The following is a 17,148-nucleotide window of genomic DNA, read 5'->3' on the forward strand; positions in this document are numbered from 1 at the left end:
TTATTGTAGTAAAACTGACCTTTTCATATCAAAAGCTAAACTGATATAAGTGCTGTTGTTGAATTCAAACTCATCTATAATTACCCAGCCTAATTTTTTAGTGTGTGCTTTTATCGAAATTATATTCACTTTATTTATAAAAGTAATAGCGATAGGATATTTCTTATAAAACTCAATTCTCATCTCCTCAAAAAGCTGATTGAGTAAGCCAGTTCTTCTGTGTTTTTTATCTATACAGATAGGTCCGTATTGGAAAGTGTTTTCGGTGGTCATTTTACTTCCATTGAAAGAAAGTTGAGGCAATCGGGCAATCATTAGCTTGAAAATATTCCATTGTTCAAAATACTTCCAACTTCCAGCGAAAGCATAGGCTACAACTTCGTTAGTTTCATTTTCTGCGACAAATAATCCTTTAAGACTGATTATCTCTTCCAATTGAGAAGTTGAAAAAGGAGTCGTTACAAAACCTTGCTTCCGTTCTTCTTCACTTAAGTTGCGATATAAATACTTCTCCTGAAGTAAAAGAACGCCTTCAATGTCATGCTTATAAGCCAATCTCGTATTTATCACAACTTCAAAATTTAGAATGAGAACTACTACCCAGCTATTTCTTCTTCTTTTTTATTGTTCGGCAACACAGTTTGAAGTATTACTGCAATAGCCATTACAATTACACAACCAACTAAGTTAAGCCATAAATATGGCATTAAATCGATATACCAGAAGTAGATTATTATTACTTGAGTAATGAGCGCTGCAATGAAAACTGCTTTGCTACGCACATATTTTATAAAGAAGGCTAGTAGGAATATTCCTAAAACGTTTCCATAAAAAATAGATCCGATAATATTTACCAACTGAATAAGGTTGTCAAACAAATTGGCTGTACACGCTACACCAATAGCAATTACTCCCCAAAGAAGCGTAAAGCCTCGTGAAGCTGCAACGTAATGCTTTTCACGTTTCCCTGGTACATTTCTTTTGTAAAGGTCTATAGTAGTTGTACTTCCTAAAGCATTCAGCTCTGAAGCAGTCGATGACATTGCTGCACTTAAAATAACAGCTAATAATAAACCAATTAGTCCGCGTGGAAGGTTTGTTAAGATAAAATGTATAAAAACGTAATCCTTATCGTTAGTTTCAGCATTAGGATTAGCTTTCTTAATGAGTGAAACCGATTGATCGCGAAGTTGTTGTTCACTCTTGTTCAAATCTTTTATCTCCTGCGCGATCCTTTGTTTTTCAGCATTCGTCTCTGCTTTTGCATAGTTTAATTGTGCTGAATTTAATTGTAAATCAAGCGCACTTTTCTCCGCTTCTAATGCAGTGTATTCATTTGAATATTTCGATTGTTTAACATCTTTAACTGCCGAAGGATTAAAGTGAAGGGGAGAGCTGTTAAACTGATAAAAAACAAAAACCATGATACCTACAAGCAGAATAAAAAACTGCATTGGCACCTTTAGCATACCATTCATAATTAGGCCCATTTGGCTTTGCTTAACACTTTTTCCAGACAGATATCGCTGCACCTGACTTTGATCTGTACCGAAGTATGAGAGAGCTAAGAAGGAACCTCCAATAATTCCACTCCAAAATGTGTAACGATTATCAAAATCGAATGAAAAATCAAGAATGTCCATTTTACCGTTAGCACCTGCAATTTCTAGTGCTTTAGTAAATGTTATGTCTAGCGGTAGGTAGTTGAGAATTAAAAGAAACGCAATCAACATTCCAAAGAAAATCACAGCCATTTGTTGCTTTTGTGTAACACTAACGGCCTTGGTTCCACCACTTACCGTATAGATTATAACTAATACTCCAATTATAATATTTAAGTAAATAAGGTTCCATCCTAGAACAGCTGATAGAATAATAGAAGGCGCAAAAATGGTAATTCCACAGGCCAAACCTCGTTGTATCAAAAATAGAATTGCAGTAAGTGTTCTAGTTTTTTTGTCGAAACGACTTTCAAGGTATTCGTAAGCTGTATAAACGTTGAGTTTGTGATAAATAGGAATAAAAACCAAGCAAATAATTACCATTGCTATAGGCAATCCAAAATAGAATTGCACAAAGCCCATCCCGTCGTGAAAAGCTTGCCCGGGAGTAGAAAGAAAAGTAATCGCACTGGCTTGTGTAGCCATTACACTTAACCCTATTGTCCACCAATGAGCGTTGTTTCCACCTTTTAAATAATCTCCCGTGTCTTTTTGCTGGCGCGATTTCCACGTGCCATAAAGCACGATAAATACTAGGGTTCCGATTAATACAATCCAATCTATCTGCTGCATTTATGCGAAGTTTTGCATTAGTAAATAAAACAAATAGATATATACAACATTCAGAAGGAGTACTATCGTAAAACTTTTTTTCCAAACAAATTTTTGTCTTTCCTCATTCATAATTTTATAAATTATTTTCCTATTGATAACATATTAGCAAACAATCTAAACGCTCCTGGCACGCCTGCAGGAAGTTCTCTAAAAAAACTTAAACCTGTATAAATATAGTGTCCTTTGCCATATGTGGCAACTAAGAGGGAGCCTTTTGTTTGTGCTTCCCCACTGTCTTTCATACCCAGAATTGGAGTAAATTCTTTTGCCCATTCATCAGGGAAATACAAACCGCGTTCTTGTACCCAACCTTCAAAATCTACTTGAGTGATTTTGTTTGGGGTATTCATTATAGGGTGTTTTGGTGATAGAAACTTTACATCAGAAAACTCATCAGTTACTCTGTCTCTTGAAAGTTTTAAGGAGTAAGGTGCAATATCTTTAGTAACTAAGGCGTGGCTTGTATTGTATTGTACAATCAATGTTCCACCATTTTCAACGTATTTGTTCAAAATAGGTTGTGCAAAAGCTAAGTCTGAAACTACGTTGTAGGCGCGTATTCCAACTACAATGGCATCAAAATCTTTTAATGATTGTGCTGAAATATTTGAAGGATTTATAGTTGTAACCGTATACCCAATTTGTTTCAGGCTTTCTGGAATAGCATCGCCGGCTCCGTTTATATACCCGATATTCTGTCCTTTTTTTTGAATATCGATTTTCGCAACCTTTGCTTCCGAAGGTAATAGTACACTTTGATAAGGAATATGGTCGTAATCGATAAGCACTAACTCTTTATCAAAGGTTTCATTTTCGGCATTTATAATTGTTTGTAAATACCCTTCGCTTTGATTATTTGGTGGAGTAACTTTAAAACTAAAAGCTTTTGTTTCTCCTTTTCGGCTCAGCTCAAAATTTTGCTTCCTTGGTTCAATTTTCCAACCTTCAGGATGTTTTAAACTTATATTCCCTGAAATATTATCTTTTCCAGCTCTAACAATTACTGAAACATTTCTTGGACTATTATCTGCGAAAATTAACACCTTCTCTGGAATTGAAGCGGTAACTTTTGGAAGAATTTCCATCGGACGATACACTTCTCCCTTTACGGGGTCGTTGAATTTATATATGATATCCTTAGTAAAAGGAATTACAGTATTTCCAAATTGAAGTTCGAAAATTAATTGATCAAATACTGGGGTTTCTCCAAGGCCAATTAAGTTCTTTGGCGCAGCATACATACCCACTGTTCCTTTTTCATTTAGCCAATAGGGAGAGGAGTAAAGTGGATTGTTTTTTTCTGAATGTAGGGTAAGTTCGATACTCTTTTTTTCGTTGAATGAAAGAAATTCGGTAGTATCCCAAAAAACTTTTCCGTTTGCATTTGTAATCGATTTTAACGCCACGCTATTCCCTCCTCGATTAACTGCTTCAACTGTAATATTAAAGTTGTCGTTAGGATTAATTGTGTTCTCTTCTGAAACTGCTTCCAAGAAAATTCCTCCACAATCTAAAATTAGTTGTTTTAGTTGCGCCAACTTTATTGCTCTCCAGTGCTTATCTTTTAAGTTTGATACTAGTGAATAGGCTTCTAATAATTGCGGAAGCATTTGTGAAGGATTTTCAAAGTTGAAGTTTTCTTCTAAAGGCTTTAGGACAGCTTCAATTTCTTTTCCTCCTTCAAGTCTCGACCAGTTGGTGTTTATTCCTTCAAAAAGATTGTTATCTGAAGGTTTTGACCCTTTAAGAATTTCCAAATACTCAGTTTCCGAACCACGGGAGCCGGTACTCCCGAATCCCTGCGATTTGTGCATACTTCTACTCAACGAAGCTATTTCACCATTGGATAATCCCAGAGAAGGAAAGTAATTGCCAATTTCTACTTTTACGTGATCTGATTTATCTGCTTTTTCAAATTTTTCTTTACTGCCATAAAACCAATACGAAGTATTAAAAAACAAACGTTGAGGTTGCCATATTCCGTGTTCTTTTGCTGATTCAGGAAATTTTGCTGCATCATTTGCCAAGTCGAAACTTTCTAAGCTCAACATGGCCGAAGCGGTGTGATGCCCGTGTGTGCTTCCTGGACTACGGTGGTCGAATCGGTTTACAATAATATCTGGTTTAAATTTTCGGATGGTCATTACTACATCGCTTAATACATCTTCTTTTTTCCAAAACTCAAAAGTTTCCTTTGGATTCTTGCTATACCCAAAATCGTTGGCGCGAGTAAAAAATTGCTGTCCGCCATCAATTTTACGAGCTTCAAGAAGTTCTTGCGTACGAATAACACCAAGTAATTCACGAAGTTCAGGGCCTATTAGATTTTGCCCGCCATCACCTCTTGTTATTGAAAGATAGGCGGTATTTGCGTGAACATCATTTACCAAATACGAAATTAGCCTTGTGTTTTCATCATCGGGGTGTGCCGCAATATATAATGCCGAGCCTACAAAATTTAGTTTTTGGAGGTTGTGATATATTTCAGATGCGGTTGGTTTTTTCGGGGCTTGAGCAGTAGCAGCTAGTGTAAATAATAAAAGCAGAAAGCTATAAATCGATGTTTTTTGCATAAAAATAGTACTGTTTTATTCGATAATTTTTCAAAGATACCTATTTGAGAAAACTATATGGGAGGCAACTCTTCCTTATTTTTTTCAAGATTTTGTAAGTGTTCTTGGATTTCTTCTGGGCGAATAATACTCACCCCTTTCTGAAGCATCATACTATTTGGGTAGGTAATAATTTCATTATCTGGGGTATGCAAGATAATATGAAATGTTTTAATATCCTCAATAGTTCCTTCACAAGGGGCTTCCTTATCGTGAATTTTTATATAATCCCCGATTTTATATGGGAATGTAAAAAACATAATCACTCCACTGGTAATATTGCTAAGTATAGACCATTGCGCAAAAAATGCAATCCCGATAACGGCAAAAACCGATGACATAACCAATCCTAAATTTTCAAAATCAAGTCCCCAAATAATAAAAAACCCTAAAGCACCTAAACAATATACAGAGTAATCTATGTGCTTCATGATAAGTCCTGTGCGGTGCTCCAAACGTTCAATTTTATCAGTGAAATTTCGAACCGTTCTCTTTAAAATTATTCTTATCAGGATTAGTACAGCTATTAGAATAATAGATTCTAATAGCTCTGGGTATATTTCTTTAAGGTTTATCATATTAGTATGTTTTCAATCCCAATGAATCGCGAAGGTGCAAAAATTCATTTTTGTTTTCTTTCCAATAAGCGCTTTGTAAACGCTTAGACTTTGTGGCAGTAGTTTTAAGATGACTGGTGTCATTAGTTTTCTGAGCATTTACCTCTTCCCATTTTTCAATTTCATAAGGAAAATTACTTTGAAAAAATAGCGTTAGTTCTCTTTGTAATTCAGGATAGTTTAAGGTGTAAATTGAAATAGAATCTCCTTGCTTTAAACTTGCTGTAGCATTGTAGAATTTTACTTCATGATGATAAAATCGCAAGTATTCAAATGAAGGGATTAGCGCTATATTACCCGTAGGTAATTCTTCTGGGTTTATACGGATGAGGTTCCAAAGTTCATTTTCTAACCAAGTTTTAGGCAAATTGTAGCTTTTATCTCCTTCATCGGCAAAGTAGGAGTGACTTTTAATTTCGTAATCATTTCTATTGTTAAGTTGCATGTAAACCTGCCCACACCATTCCTGTACACTATTACTGATCTTTATTGCATTTTCTTGAGTAGCAATTGGACTAAATGTGCTTGTCATTACAGAATAAGGATAAATACCAGTATTGAAGTTCTTAGTTTGATTTAATTTTAATATTGAAATATTTTCTTTGGAATCGTTATCTGCTTTTACTTGTTCTTCGGGTAAGAAATTTTCTGAAACAAAAATGTTTACCGCTTTCCCTTTCCTAATTTCACCGTAGCGTTCTTGAGATAAATCGTATGAAGTAATTTCCGCCTTACCGCTGTACCAATAATCTTTAAACTCTTGTGAAACGTTTCGGTAGGCAACATCTTTTTCCTTAGTGTTCTCTTTTTTACTTTTAGATAATTCTTTTTTTTCTACGGAAGAAGTACAACTAAATAACAATAGCGAAAGGAAAAGTACTGCAAGAAGTCTAAGGAGATACATGGGCGAAGATTTTACGTAAAAATAGCAAAAAATCAGCGCTCGGCAATCTCGGTTAACGTTTTATAAACAAGGCGGGTAGGTAGTCCCATTACATTAAAATAACAACCTTCAATTTTCTCGATTCCTATATATCCAATCCATTCCTGAATTCCATAGCTTCCCGCTTTGTCAAAGGGTTGGTAGGTTTTAATATAGTAGTCAATTTCCTCTTCAGTAAGCGTTTTAAACCAAACTTTTGTGGTGTCGTTAACCGTTATTTGAAACTCTTTGGATGTAAAACAAACCGATGTTATAACCTCGTGAAATTTGCCGCTTAAGCTTTTAAGCATTTCTTTAGCTTCTCGACTATCTTTTGGTTTGCCAAGAGCACTATTTTCTTTCCAAACAATAGTGTCACTAGTAATTAATATATCGTTTGTCTCAAGTGATTTAAATGCAGATGCTTTAAGCTGAGAGAGGAAATCCGTAATCTCTTCTCGATTTAAATCTGAATTGTATTTTTCATCAACCTCTTTTACTTGAATGGTATAATCTACATCCAAATCTTTAAAAAAAGCTTGTCTTCGTGGCGAGCCTGAAGCAAGGATGATGTTGTAGTTTTTTAATTTTTCTTTTAGCATTTTTAATTCAATGTTTCGGTGTGTTGTAGTTTTATAGATAGAGCTGTTAAACTACTAATTCAAAATTTAAATTATTCCCTTCAAAACTACATATTGAAAAAGCGGAATAGCACAAATTCCCAAAAACATTACAGCTTTTAATACTTTGGAAAGTAATGCGTATTGTTTTACTGTTTTTGCGTCCCAAATTTTTACACAGAAAAAGAGTAGGGGGCCTACAATTGCAAAAAGAAAGTAAAGTGATAAAACTTGATAATTGTAAAGGTATTCGTACATATAGTATATAATCCCAAAAACTAGTAAAGCTGCTAATACAAAAACAATTCTACTCGTTCTTTTTCTACCTATAGCAATTGGCAGCGTGTTAATTCCTCCTTTTTTATCACCGTTTATATCCTGTAAATCTTTAACGATTTCACGAATAAAATTAAGTAATAACGCAAATAGTGAAAAGTAAAGCACAATTTTAAAAACCGCCGATTGTAATTCTTTGTTTTCGATTGTAATTGCAGGTAACAAATCAAACAGCGTTACAATTAAAAGACTCATTGCAACTAAAAAGGAAACAACTAGATTTCCTATAAGTATTATTCCTTTTAAATAAGAAGAATACAAATAAAGCAAGGCAGAGAAAACAATGAAAAGCGCTGCAAAACCAGGTTTCCCAATGCTGTTGGAAAGATAAAACCCTATCCCTACACCTACAACATTTAAGGCGATAAATAGGTTGTTCGCGGTTTGTTCCGAAATCTTTTTACCGATTAAAACTTTCTGTGGCTTGTTGATTCTATCAATTTCAACATCATAAATATCATTGATAATATTTCCGGCTGCAGCAATGCAAAGTGTTGCTAGTACAAGCAAAGAAAAATTGAAATCACTTAGTGTAATATCAACATCAAAAGGTATAAAAAGCCCATACCTAATAAGTATTTGCACCAAGGCGATAAAAAACAGGTTTTGGTAACGAACTAGCTTAAGGTAATTCAAGAGTTAGATTTTAAATTCAGCAATTTTTTTAGGTGTCAATCTCCAATTTAAATTAATCGTATTTTGCACTAACTTTTTCGGTCATTAACCATTTTCCGTGTACTTTTAGCACTTGCTCAATTACATCTCGAACGCATCCTTTTCCACCTTTTTTATGTGAAACATATTTAGAAATATTTTTTATTTCCGGTACTGCATCTTGTGGGCATGCAGGCAAACCAACTTCTTGCATTACTTCATAATCAGGTAAATCGTCACCCATATAGAGAATGTTCTCTTTCTTTAAATTATGAGTTTTTAAGTAGTTGTCTAAAATTTCAGTTTTATTATGAGCTCCAAGAAAAACATCTTTTATTCCTAGATTTTGAAGTCTAACTCTCACGCCTTCATTAGATCCACCAGAAATAACACATACATTAAAACCCTTGTCTACAGCAGTTTTAAGTGCGTAGCCATCTTTCACATTCATTGTGCGAAACATTTCTCCTTGGGTGTTAACTTGGATGCTTCCATCTGTGAGGACACCATCCACGTCGAAAATAAAAGTGTTTATGTTTTTTAAAAATTCTTTATAACTCATTTTCTTGTTTTTGTATGGATATTTTGTTTCCTATTTAAAATTGTTCTTTAGGGCATCAGTAAAAAGTTCGTAAACCTTTCTATAGTTCCCGTCATCCAGCAAATTTAAGTGTTTTTTAATGGTTTTAACGTCATTTCGTTTTGCCGGACCTGTTTGTGCCTCTTTTGGGGACAAGGTTTCAATTTTTAAGGCTGTTTCCTGAATCAATGGTTTAAGCAAATCAAATGGAAGTTTTTCCTTATTTAATATATCACCACCTATATGATATAGATAATTGGTAAAATTATTTACAAAAACTGCTGCTAAATGTAGTTTAGCCCTTTCCTCGGAAGAAATTACTGTAACATTTTCAGAAATGGTTTCTCCCAACTTTTGAAGTATTTCCAAATCTGAAGCGTTTTCGGCTTCTATACATATTGGGATATTCTTAAAACTAACTTCTCGCTGTTTAGAAAAGGTTTGCAGTGGATAAAAAATTCCACTTCTGTTGTTTTTAGAAAGTACATCCATAGCCGCCCCGCCCGAGGTGTGTACAACCAATTTATTTCGAAGGGCCAAGCTTTCAGAAAAAGATGAAATTGCATCGTCTGGTATACCAATAATATAGACATCGGCTTCTTCAATTTCTGAGATTTTATCGGTAAAAGAAAATGGTTGGGTTGAAAAATCTAAGTCGATTTTACTTCTGTTAAAAACTTGCTTTACAGTTGCTTGACTGCTGTTTTTAAAAGCTTTGAATAAGTGGCTGTTTACGTTGCCAAAGCCTAAAAGAATCACATTTATCATAACGCGAAGTTAGCCTTTTTATAAATTTCAAATTTGATTTTGAGATTAAATATATTCTCCTTAGAAAAGTCGAATATTAAATTTTAATTTTATCTAGTTTCTAGTCTCTAGTCTCTAGTCTCTAGTCTCTAGTCTCTAGTCTCTAGATTCAATTCTCACCTAAAAACTTTATGCTTGATAATTTTCACTTCACCATCTTGTTCAAGTTGTTTGATGGCTCGAATTACGGTTTCAACTCTTTGCCCGGTTAAATCTGCAATTTGCTGTCGAGTGAGTTCAACTTGAAATAAATCATTACTTCCATATTTCTTTTTTAGAAAATCTATCAACGTCAAAATGCGATGTTCTGGAGAGTGAACAGATATTTCTTTTAAAATTGTGGCTTTATAGTACAGTCGTTTGGCTAAAGCTTTGGTGAATTTTAAATTAATTTCAGGATTGTGAGTGAGTAATTCAAACAATTTTGTTTTCGGCAGTTTATAACACTCTGTTTGTTTTACTGCTGCAGCTGAAGCGGGATACTTAAAATCTGCAAATAGCGGAGGCTCTGCAAAGCTTTCCCCATTGTAAAAAAACGCTTGAACAAACTCCTTCCCGTCGTCGTTTACATTAAACATTTTTACCTCTCCAGTTTTTATCTGAAAATAGAAATCTGCCCGGGTATTTTCGTTTAAAATAATCTCTGAAGCGGCAATGTTTTCGAGTGTTGCTTCATAATCTAATAATAACTCTTCAGGAATCATCTCTTTATGATTTGCCTCATAAAATAAGGCTTGGTTCGCTTTGTAAATTTACTCCAAATTATACAAAACCCTAATATTATGAGACATCTATCTATAAAAGAAATGCAGCACGAGTTTTCAAAGGACTATTATATGTATATTCCCTTAACAATCATTCTTAATAGTTGCGTAGGTTCTATCGCAGCGATGGCAATTTTGGCACAAGGTACAAGTTTGTTGTCTGGAGTAGAACTTACTATCGTTGTTTCCCTTTGTATGGGCTATAACGCAGCACTTTTGGCGGGCACTAATAAAAAGTTTGCTTTTTGGCTTTTAACCGTAAGTATGCTTGTAAACATATTGTTGATTTTAATAACTTTGCTGTAAAAACAATGAAAAAGAAAATTGAATCTCGGGAAGATGTTTCCTTACTTGTAAATACTTTTTATTCAAAAGTTAGGAAGAACGAACTTCTCGGACCTATTTTCAATGGAATTATAAAAGATTGGCCTTCGCATCTGGAACTACTTACAGATTTTTGGGAGACCAATCTTTTTTTTCAACGAAAATACTTTGGAAACCCAATGCATGCTCATGTTGAAGTTGATAAGAAAGTGGGCGGTACAATCAACGAACTACATTTTGGAACCTGGATAAATCTATGGCATGAAACTATTAATGAGCTTTTTGAAGGCGAAACAGCCGAAATAGCCAAAAATAGAGCTAGAAATATGGGGACTTTTCTAAATTTAAACATATTCAATTCTCGAAATAATTAACTTCAATAATTCCTGAGTTTAATAGGTAAAAATCAATGTGTTTAACGAAAACATTGAATTAAATTCAAGTATTTATAACATTAAATAAACGTGTGTTTTAGCAGTATAAGTACTATGTGTTTTTAATAGATTAAATGAACGCAATTACTTATTTTTGCAGCAAAATTTATCGAAATGCAAAAAAAGATTGCTTCCGTCCTTTTCTCTACCAAATTAACAGCAGTTTTATTTATCGTTTACGCCATTGCAATGGCAGCGGGTACATTTATGGATGCAGACTCCCAAAGTCCGCCAACGCCATATACTCGTGAGCTTATTTACAATGCTTGGTGGTTTGAAGCAATTATGGTGTTGTTTGTCATAAACTTCGTAGGGAATATTTTTAGATATAATCTTCATAAACCTAAAATGTGGGCTACTTTAATGCTTCACGTGTCTTTAATTTTAGTAATTGTTGGAGCTGCGGTAACAAGGTATATCGGTTTCGAAGGGGTGATGCATATTCGGGAAGGACAAACTGAAAATTCTATTCTTTCTGAAGAAACTTACTTAGACGTATTTATCGATGGAGATTACCTGGTTAATGGAGTAGCGCAACGCAGAAAAGTAAAACCAAAAAAACTTCGTCTTTCTGAAAAATTAAATAACAACTTCACAATAAACACAGATTATAACGGCAAGGATGTTACAATCAAGTATAAGAATTTCATCAAAGGTGCTAAGCAAGATTTAAGAGAAACTGAAGATGGCGAAGAATATATAAAGATAGTTGAGTCTGGCGATGGAGAACGTCACGAACACTGGGCGAAAGTGGGGGATGTTTCTAATATTCACAACATTCTATTTGCTATTAATAAACCTACTGATGGTGCGATAAATATTACTTTTTCTGAAGATGGAAATCACACAATTTCTAGTCCGTTTGCCGGAAATTTTATGCGAATGGCAGACCAAATGGAAGGGGAGGTTGTAGCAGACAGTATTCAACCGTTTAATATGCGATCGCTTTACCGTATGGCAGGAACGTCATTTGTAATTCCAGATCCAATTACTAAAGGTGAATTTGGAATGGTTAAAGCTCCAGCAGACGAACCTAGCAACCAAGATGCACTTATTGTTGAGGTTTCTACAGATAGTGAAACCAAAACGGTAGAACTGCTTGGAGGAAGAGGTACTTCGCCAAATCCAAACGAAGTGCATATTGACGGCTTAAAAGTTTATATGTCTTACGGCTCTGAAAGTATTGAGCTTCCATTTTCTATAACACTAAACGATTTTATTGCTGAAAAATATCCTGGTACTGAAAAAGGATATTCGTCATTTATGAGTAAGGTTACTGTAATCAATGAGGATAAAACACATTTTGACGCCGATATCTTTATGAATAATGTACTTGACCATGAAGGTTACCGTTTTTTCCAATCTGGATTCGATCCAGATGAAGGAGGAACAATTCTTTCTGTAAACCACGACTGGTGGGGAACTTGGATTACATACATCGGTTACTTTTTACTGTATGTAGGATTAATGGCAATTCTTTTTACCAAACACAGTCGTTTTGGGAAACTTGAAAAAACGCTTACTAAAATTAAAAAGAAGAAGAAAAACATGATTACTGTTTTGGTGCTACTACTTTCTTTTAGTGGGATGGCACAACACAGTGAACACTCAACACACAAACCTGTTGATAAAGCAAAGATAGATTCGTTAATCGTCGCTAATGCAGTAAGCAAAGAACACGCGGCCCATTTTGGACACTTGATTATTCAGGACAATGGGCGAATGAAGCCTATCAACACATTCTCAAGTGAATTATTAAGAAAAATTAGCCGAAGCGACCACTATCAAGGATTGGATGCCAACCAAGTGTTTATTTCGATGACGGAATTCCCTAGACTTTGGGTTGAAGTGCCTTTAATTGCGCTTAAACGCGGAAACGATAGTATTCGTCACGTAGCTGGGGTTGCTGAAGGTCAAAAAAATATTTCGCTGCTAGACCTTTTTGACGATAAAGGAAATTACAAGCTAGAACCATTTCTCGCGGCTGCAACTAGCACTAATACTCCTAACCAATACCAAAAAGATTTTATAAAAGCGCACGAAAACTTTTCGCTTTTAAACTCTGCTTTAAGTGGAGGCATTTTAAAAATCTTCCCAATTCCAAATGATGAGAGTAAAAAATGGGTTTCATACCCAGAGTTAAATGAAGCCAACTTAACAGGAATGGACTCCTTGTATGCTAAAAACATACTTCCGTTGTATTTTGATAGCCTTAAAAAAGCACGTGAAAACGGTGATTACTCCAAATCTAATGAGTTATTAGAGAGTATTACCAATTTCCAGAAAAAATACAGCGCAGATATAATGCCTTCTGAAAATAAACTAAGAGCGGAAACTTTTTACAATAAAGTTGATATTTTCAATCGCTTGTACAAATACTTCGCAGTATTTGGAATTATAATGATTGTTTTTATTGTAGCTCAGCTTATAAAGGATCGAAAAGTACTTAGAGTTTTAATAAAATCTACCAAAGTTATAATGTGGGTTTTATTTATAGCAATGACGCTAGGGCTTGCTTTACGCTGGTATGTAAGTGGACATGCACCTTGGAGTGATGCTTATGAATCTGTAATCTACGTAGCATGGGCAACAATTTTCTTTGGACTTTCTTTTGGTAACCGAAGTGATTTAACTGTGGCAGCTACATCGTTTGCGGGTGCAATTATTCTTTGGGTTGCACACCAGAGTTGGTTAGACCCTTCTATTGCAAATCTTCAACCGGTACTTGACAGTTATTGGTTAATGATTCACGTAGCAGTAATTGTAATGAGTTACGGTCCGTTTACACTTGGAATGATGCTAGCAGTAGTTTCTATGTTCCTTATGATTTTCACTACCAAGAAAAACTTTAAGCGAATGGAATTAAACATTACCGAGCTTACAGTAGTGACGGAGTTAGCACTAACTGTTGGATTGGTTTTACTTACCATCGGAAACTTTTTAGGTGGACAGTGGGCTAACGAAAGCTGGGGTAGATACTGGGGCTGGGATCCAAAAGAAACTTGGGCACTTATTAGTATTATGGTTTATGCTTTCGTAATCCACGCTAGATTAGTACCAGGACTACGCGGAAAATGGACATTCAATATGTTGGCGTTGTTTTCATACGCTTCAATTATGATGACTTATTTTGGAGTAAACTTCTACCTAAGTGGTCTTCACTCTTACGCCAGTGGTGATGCCCCTGCAACACCAACGTTTGTATGGTGGATTACTTTATTTGCAGTAGTGTTAAGTGCCGTATCTTACTTTAGGTACAAGAAGTTTTATATTAAGAAAAAGAAAAAATCCAAACAAGTTGAATAGAGGTTTGTTGTAGAGAAATGAGATAAGTTTAAGAAGAAAGAATAAAGTTTAAAAGTTATTAGTGTCCGACTAGGATGTAAGTCCGCTACGCTGAAAGATATAAGACGTAAGACTCACACCTTAATATGTTGAAAATTAGACAAAGCTGATTAAACATGCTTATTAATTTATAAATTTCAATGCTAAATTAAATAGCAAGCGGTTATTTAGTAAAAATGTTTGAATCACTAGTAATCTATGACACTACAATGTTTCTTATTGTTTTAGTTGGACACTAATGATTAAAAATCCCTCTTAAAAGCAGGATTAAAAAAGGAAACAAAAGTCAAGACTTTTTGCGTTCCTAACTAAAATTAAAACCTAATAAAGAAACTCAGTTTTTTAAAAGTAATTAAACTGGTCAATGGTAACAACGGATGTTTAAAGCCTTTGGAAAACAGACTATTTTAAATAATAGCTGCGGCTAATTCGCTATTCAACATTAACAAATAACTTATATTTTAAAACCCAACCGCTGTATCGTCGCCGCGATAGTCTGCACCACCCTGTAATTTACCGTTTTCTAATCTTAAAATTGCATCAACTTTTCCAATAATTGGATCAGTTTCGAGGTTTTCAGGATATCCTTTTTGTTTTAATTCCTCGATAATTTCGCGAGGGAATCTTTCAAATTCATATCTAACAGCATCCGGTAACCATTGATGATGGAAACGTGGGGCATCAACGGCTTCTTGCATATTCATATTAAACTCATAAACATTTAAAATTGTTTGGGCTACTGAGGTTATAATTGTAGAACCTCCCGGTGTTCCTACTACCATAAATAATTCATCGTTCTTTTCAACAATTGTTGGTGTCATAGAGCTTAACATTCGCTTTTGAGGGGCTATAGCATTAGCTTCGCCACCTACGAGTCCGTACACATTAGGCGCTCCTGGTTTTGCACTAAAGTCGTCCATTTCATTGTTTAGGAAAAAGCCCAGGTCACTAACATAAAGTTTAGAACCATATGCTGAATTTAATGTTGTGGTAGCCGAAACTGCATTTCCAAAAGAGTCTACAATAGAATAATGTGTAGTTTCAGTACTTTCATACCCCATAATTACTCCTGGTTTTAATTCTGAAGAAGGCGTAGCAGCATCAAAAGAAAAACTTTGCATACGCTGTGATAAATAGGCGTCATTGAGAAGTGAATCTGTTGGAATTTCTACAAAGTCAGGATCTCCAAGGTAATAACTTCTGTCGGCATACGCACGACGTTCGGCTTCAGCAAGCACTTGTATGTATTTTACACTGTTGTGCCCATAGCTAGCAATAGGGTAGGGTTCAACCATTTTTAAAATTTGTGATAAACAAATTCCACCGCTGGATGGAGGTGCCATCGAAATCACTTTTAAATCTTTATAATTAAAAACAATTGGCTCACGCCACTGTGCTTCATAGGCTGCTAGATCTTCTAGCGTTATAATTCCTCCCTTTTCATTTAAAAAGGAAACTAATTTTTTAGCTGTTTCTCCTTCATGGAATTCAGAACGTCCGTTTTGCGCAATTAATGTCAAGGTGTTTGCTAAAGCTGCGTTTTTAAGGGTATCACCGTTCTTATATGTTTCAGTAAAAAGATTTTTTTCACCGCTTATTTCTTCAAATGTGGCTTTGTAATATTCCAGCCGTTCTGCCTGCTGTTCGGTAATAATATACCCATTTTTGGCGAGGTCGATAACAGGTTTTAAAATTACTTCTATAGGTAAACTTCCCAATTTCTCATGTACTGCAAACACTCCTGCTACTGTACCAGGCACGCCCACAGCAAGCGCTCCAACAGAGCTTTTTTCGGATATAAAGTTTCCTTCTTCATCCAAATACATATTTTTTGTAGCGGCCATAGGCGCTTTTTCACGATAGTCTAAAGAACCTATTTCACCGTATTCACTGCGGTAAACCATAAAGCCACCGCCACCTAAATTACCAGCATAGGGGAAACAAACAGCTAATGCCATTTCAGTAGCAATCATAGCATCAAAAGCATTTCCGCCCATTTTTAAAATTTCTGTACCAATTCTAGAAGCTTCTGCTCTAGCCGACACTACCATTGCACTATCAGCTACTACAGCTTCTTTACTGTCAGTTTTTGTTTTTTCGTAACTGTTTTGGGTGGTGACTTTTTCTTTGCAGGCAAATAATAATAAAACAATTAAAATTAATGAGTAATGTTTCATAATTCGATAAGTTTTTGGTTAGCATGTATTATTAATTCATCAAAAAATGAGGTAAATTCAGATTCAAATTCTTCGTAATATTCTTCGAGTTCAACTACTGCTAGGTTCATTTTTGCAACTCCTTTGGTGCGTACATTCATTTGGGCTAATATCTTACCTATGCCTTCAACAGTAGCGTAGCTCAACAACCAGTTGTCTGCTATCATATACGGCATCAACCGTTGAATTCTAGCGGGAAGTATGGTAAAGTTATTTCGAAGTAACTCATAAAATTCTTCTACATACTCATCCAAAGGTTGGTTGGAATAATTTTTCCAATTTTTTGCAAGATAATGGTCGTATAGAATATCTACAATTACGCCACTGTAATGGCTGTAGTTTTTGTGAAGTCTCTTAGTGCTTTTATGAACAGTGGGGTGAGAGTCGGTAAAGGAATCGATCGCCCGATGCAATAAAATTCCCTTTGCAATTTTTGGTGGATATTTAAGGTAACGCTTTCCTTTTATGCCATCTGCAATAAAATTTCCAATTGTAATTTCGTCGTCATCTCCGGAGAGATAAATATGTGCTAAAAAGTTCATTCAATAAATATATGTATTTTTGAATTGTAAATATTGAAT

The 17,148-nt window shown here is 35.0% G+C and carries 15 protein-coding genes; 3 read left to right on the top strand and 12 right to left on the bottom strand.

Annotated features, from left to right (window positions below):
- The 10 genes from RT250_RS12940 to RT250_RS12985 form a co-directional block, all read right to left on the bottom strand.
- A complete protein-coding gene (locus RT250_RS12940; protein WP_313115240.1) occupies positions 1 to 570 on the bottom strand; it encodes a GNAT family acetyltransferase in 570 nt (189 codons plus the stop codon).
- A gap of 26 nt (positions 571 to 596) precedes the next feature.
- Entirely contained in the window at positions 597 to 2,294 is a 1,698-nt protein-coding gene (locus RT250_RS12945) for a sodium:solute symporter family transporter (protein ID WP_313115242.1), read from the bottom strand.
- A 122-nt stretch (positions 2,295 to 2,416) separates the two neighbouring features.
- Entirely contained in the window at positions 2,417 to 4,909 is a 2,493-nt protein-coding gene (locus tag RT250_RS12950; protein ID WP_313115243.1) for a PIG-L family deacetylase, read from the bottom strand.
- A gap of 53 nt (positions 4,910 to 4,962) precedes the next feature.
- Positions 4,963 to 5,526, bottom strand: coding sequence for a mechanosensitive ion channel domain-containing protein (locus RT250_RS12955; RefSeq protein WP_139856398.1), 564 nt, complete (start codon positions 5,524 to 5,526; stop codon positions 4,963 to 4,965).
- A gap of 1 nt (position 5,527) precedes the next feature.
- Positions 5,528 to 6,469 (bottom strand): septum formation inhibitor Maf, encoded by a 942-nt coding sequence (locus RT250_RS12960; protein WP_313115245.1) that lies wholly within the window; start codon positions 6,467 to 6,469, stop codon positions 5,528 to 5,530.
- Positions 6,470 to 6,501: 32 nt separating this feature from the next.
- On the bottom strand, positions 6,502 to 7,089 hold the full coding sequence (locus tag RT250_RS12965) for a Maf-like protein (RefSeq protein WP_313115246.1): 588 nt from the start codon (positions 7,087 to 7,089) through the stop codon (positions 6,502 to 6,504).
- Positions 7,090 to 7,155: 66 nt separating this feature from the next.
- Positions 7,156 to 8,079 carry a geranylgeranylglycerol-phosphate geranylgeranyltransferase gene (locus RT250_RS12970; RefSeq protein ID WP_313115247.1) on the bottom strand — a complete coding sequence of 308 codons (924 nt, stop codon included), beginning with the start codon at positions 8,077 to 8,079 and terminating at the stop codon, positions 7,156 to 7,158.
- Positions 8,080 to 8,131: 52 nt separating this feature from the next.
- Positions 8,132 to 8,659, bottom strand: coding sequence for a KdsC family phosphatase (locus tag RT250_RS12975; protein ID WP_313115249.1), 528 nt, complete (start codon positions 8,657 to 8,659; stop codon positions 8,132 to 8,134).
- Between the two features lie 30 nt (positions 8,660 to 8,689).
- On the bottom strand, positions 8,690 to 9,445 hold the full coding sequence (locus RT250_RS12980) for a Rossmann-like and DUF2520 domain-containing protein (protein WP_313115251.1): 756 nt from the start codon (positions 9,443 to 9,445) through the stop codon (positions 8,690 to 8,692).
- A gap of 155 nt (positions 9,446 to 9,600) precedes the next feature.
- The gene (locus RT250_RS12985; protein WP_313115254.1) at positions 9,601 to 10,188 is read right to left on the bottom strand and encodes a Crp/Fnr family transcriptional regulator; all 588 of its coding nucleotides are present in this window, start codon (positions 10,186 to 10,188) and stop codon (positions 9,601 to 9,603) included.
- Between the two features lie 78 nt (positions 10,189 to 10,266).
- On the opposite strand from RT250_RS12985, the gene RT250_RS12990 reads away from it, so the two are divergent.
- The 3 genes from RT250_RS12990 (at position 10,267) to RT250_RS13000 (ending at position 14,312) form a co-directional block, all read left to right on the top strand.
- Positions 10,267 to 10,554: a hypothetical protein gene (locus RT250_RS12990; RefSeq protein WP_313115255.1), complete on the top strand. Its 288-nt coding sequence runs from the start codon at positions 10,267 to 10,269 to the stop codon at positions 10,552 to 10,554.
- Between the two features lie 5 nt (positions 10,555 to 10,559).
- Positions 10,560 to 10,946 (top strand): group III truncated hemoglobin, encoded by a 387-nt coding sequence (locus tag RT250_RS12995; RefSeq protein ID WP_165148702.1) that lies wholly within the window; start codon positions 10,560 to 10,562, stop codon positions 10,944 to 10,946.
- A gap of 174 nt (positions 10,947 to 11,120) precedes the next feature.
- Positions 11,121 to 14,312: a cytochrome c biogenesis protein CcsA gene (locus tag RT250_RS13000; protein WP_313115257.1), complete on the top strand. Its 3,192-nt coding sequence runs from the start codon at positions 11,121 to 11,123 to the stop codon at positions 14,310 to 14,312.
- 500 nt (positions 14,313 to 14,812) lie between these two features.
- Here the strand turns inward: RT250_RS13000 and ggt are convergent, their stop codons facing one another.
- The gene (gene ggt / locus RT250_RS13005; RefSeq protein ID WP_313115259.1) at positions 14,813 to 16,528 is read right to left on the bottom strand and encodes a gamma-glutamyltransferase; all 1,716 of its coding nucleotides are present in this window, start codon (positions 16,526 to 16,528) and stop codon (positions 14,813 to 14,815) included.
- Positions 16,525 to 17,109, bottom strand: a complete 585-nt coding sequence (locus tag RT250_RS13010) for an acyl carrier protein phosphodiesterase (protein ID WP_313115261.1) — start codon at positions 17,107 to 17,109, stop codon at positions 16,525 to 16,527. The genes ggt and RT250_RS13010 overlap by 4 nt, the downstream gene beginning before the upstream one ends.
- Positions 17,110 to 17,148: the final 39 nt, after the last annotated feature.

It is taken from the genome of Aequorivita sediminis, from assembly GCF_032080575.2.
GTDB classification, from domain to species: domain Bacteria; phylum Bacteroidota; class Bacteroidia; order Flavobacteriales; family Flavobacteriaceae; genus Aequorivita; species Aequorivita sediminis.

Excerpts from the sequence above, each read along its gene's own strand:
- RT250_RS12995 (WP_165148702.1), top strand. The coding sequence starts at position 10,560 with ATGAAAAAGAAAATTGAATCTCGGGAAGATGTTTCCTTACTTGTAAAT.
- RT250_RS12980 (WP_313115251.1), bottom strand. The coding sequence starts at position 9,445 with ATGATAAATGTGATTCTTTTAGGCTTTGGCAACGTAAACAGCCACTTA.
- RT250_RS12955 (WP_139856398.1), bottom strand. The coding sequence starts at position 5,526 with ATGATAAACCTTAAAGAAATATACCCAGAGCTATTAGAATCTATTATT.
- RT250_RS13000 (WP_313115257.1), top strand. The coding sequence starts at position 11,121 with ATGCAAAAAAAGATTGCTTCCGTCCTTTTCTCTACCAAATTAACAGCA.
- RT250_RS12975 (WP_313115249.1), bottom strand. The coding sequence starts at position 8,659 with ATGAGTTATAAAGAATTTTTAAAAAACATAAACACTTTTATTTTCGAC.
- RT250_RS12990 (WP_313115255.1), top strand. The coding sequence starts at position 10,267 with ATGAGACATCTATCTATAAAAGAAATGCAGCACGAGTTTTCAAAGGAC.
- RT250_RS12945 (WP_313115242.1), bottom strand. The coding sequence starts at position 2,294 with ATGCAGCAGATAGATTGGATTGTATTAATCGGAACCCTAGTATTTATC.
- RT250_RS12960 (WP_313115245.1), bottom strand. The coding sequence starts at position 6,469 with ATGTATCTCCTTAGACTTCTTGCAGTACTTTTCCTTTCGCTATTGTTA.
- ggt (WP_313115259.1), bottom strand. The coding sequence starts at position 16,528 with ATGAAACATTACTCATTAATTTTAATTGTTTTATTATTATTTGCCTGC.
- RT250_RS12950 (WP_313115243.1), bottom strand. The coding sequence starts at position 4,909 with ATGCAAAAAACATCGATTTATAGCTTTCTGCTTTTATTATTTACACTA.
- RT250_RS12985 (WP_313115254.1), bottom strand. The coding sequence starts at position 10,188 with ATGATTCCTGAAGAGTTATTATTAGATTATGAAGCAACACTCGAAAAC.
- RT250_RS13010 (WP_313115261.1), bottom strand. The coding sequence starts at position 17,109 with ATGAACTTTTTAGCACATATTTATCTCTCCGGAGATGACGACGAAATT.
- RT250_RS12965 (WP_313115246.1), bottom strand. The coding sequence starts at position 7,089 with ATGCTAAAAGAAAAATTAAAAAACTACAACATCATCCTTGCTTCAGGC.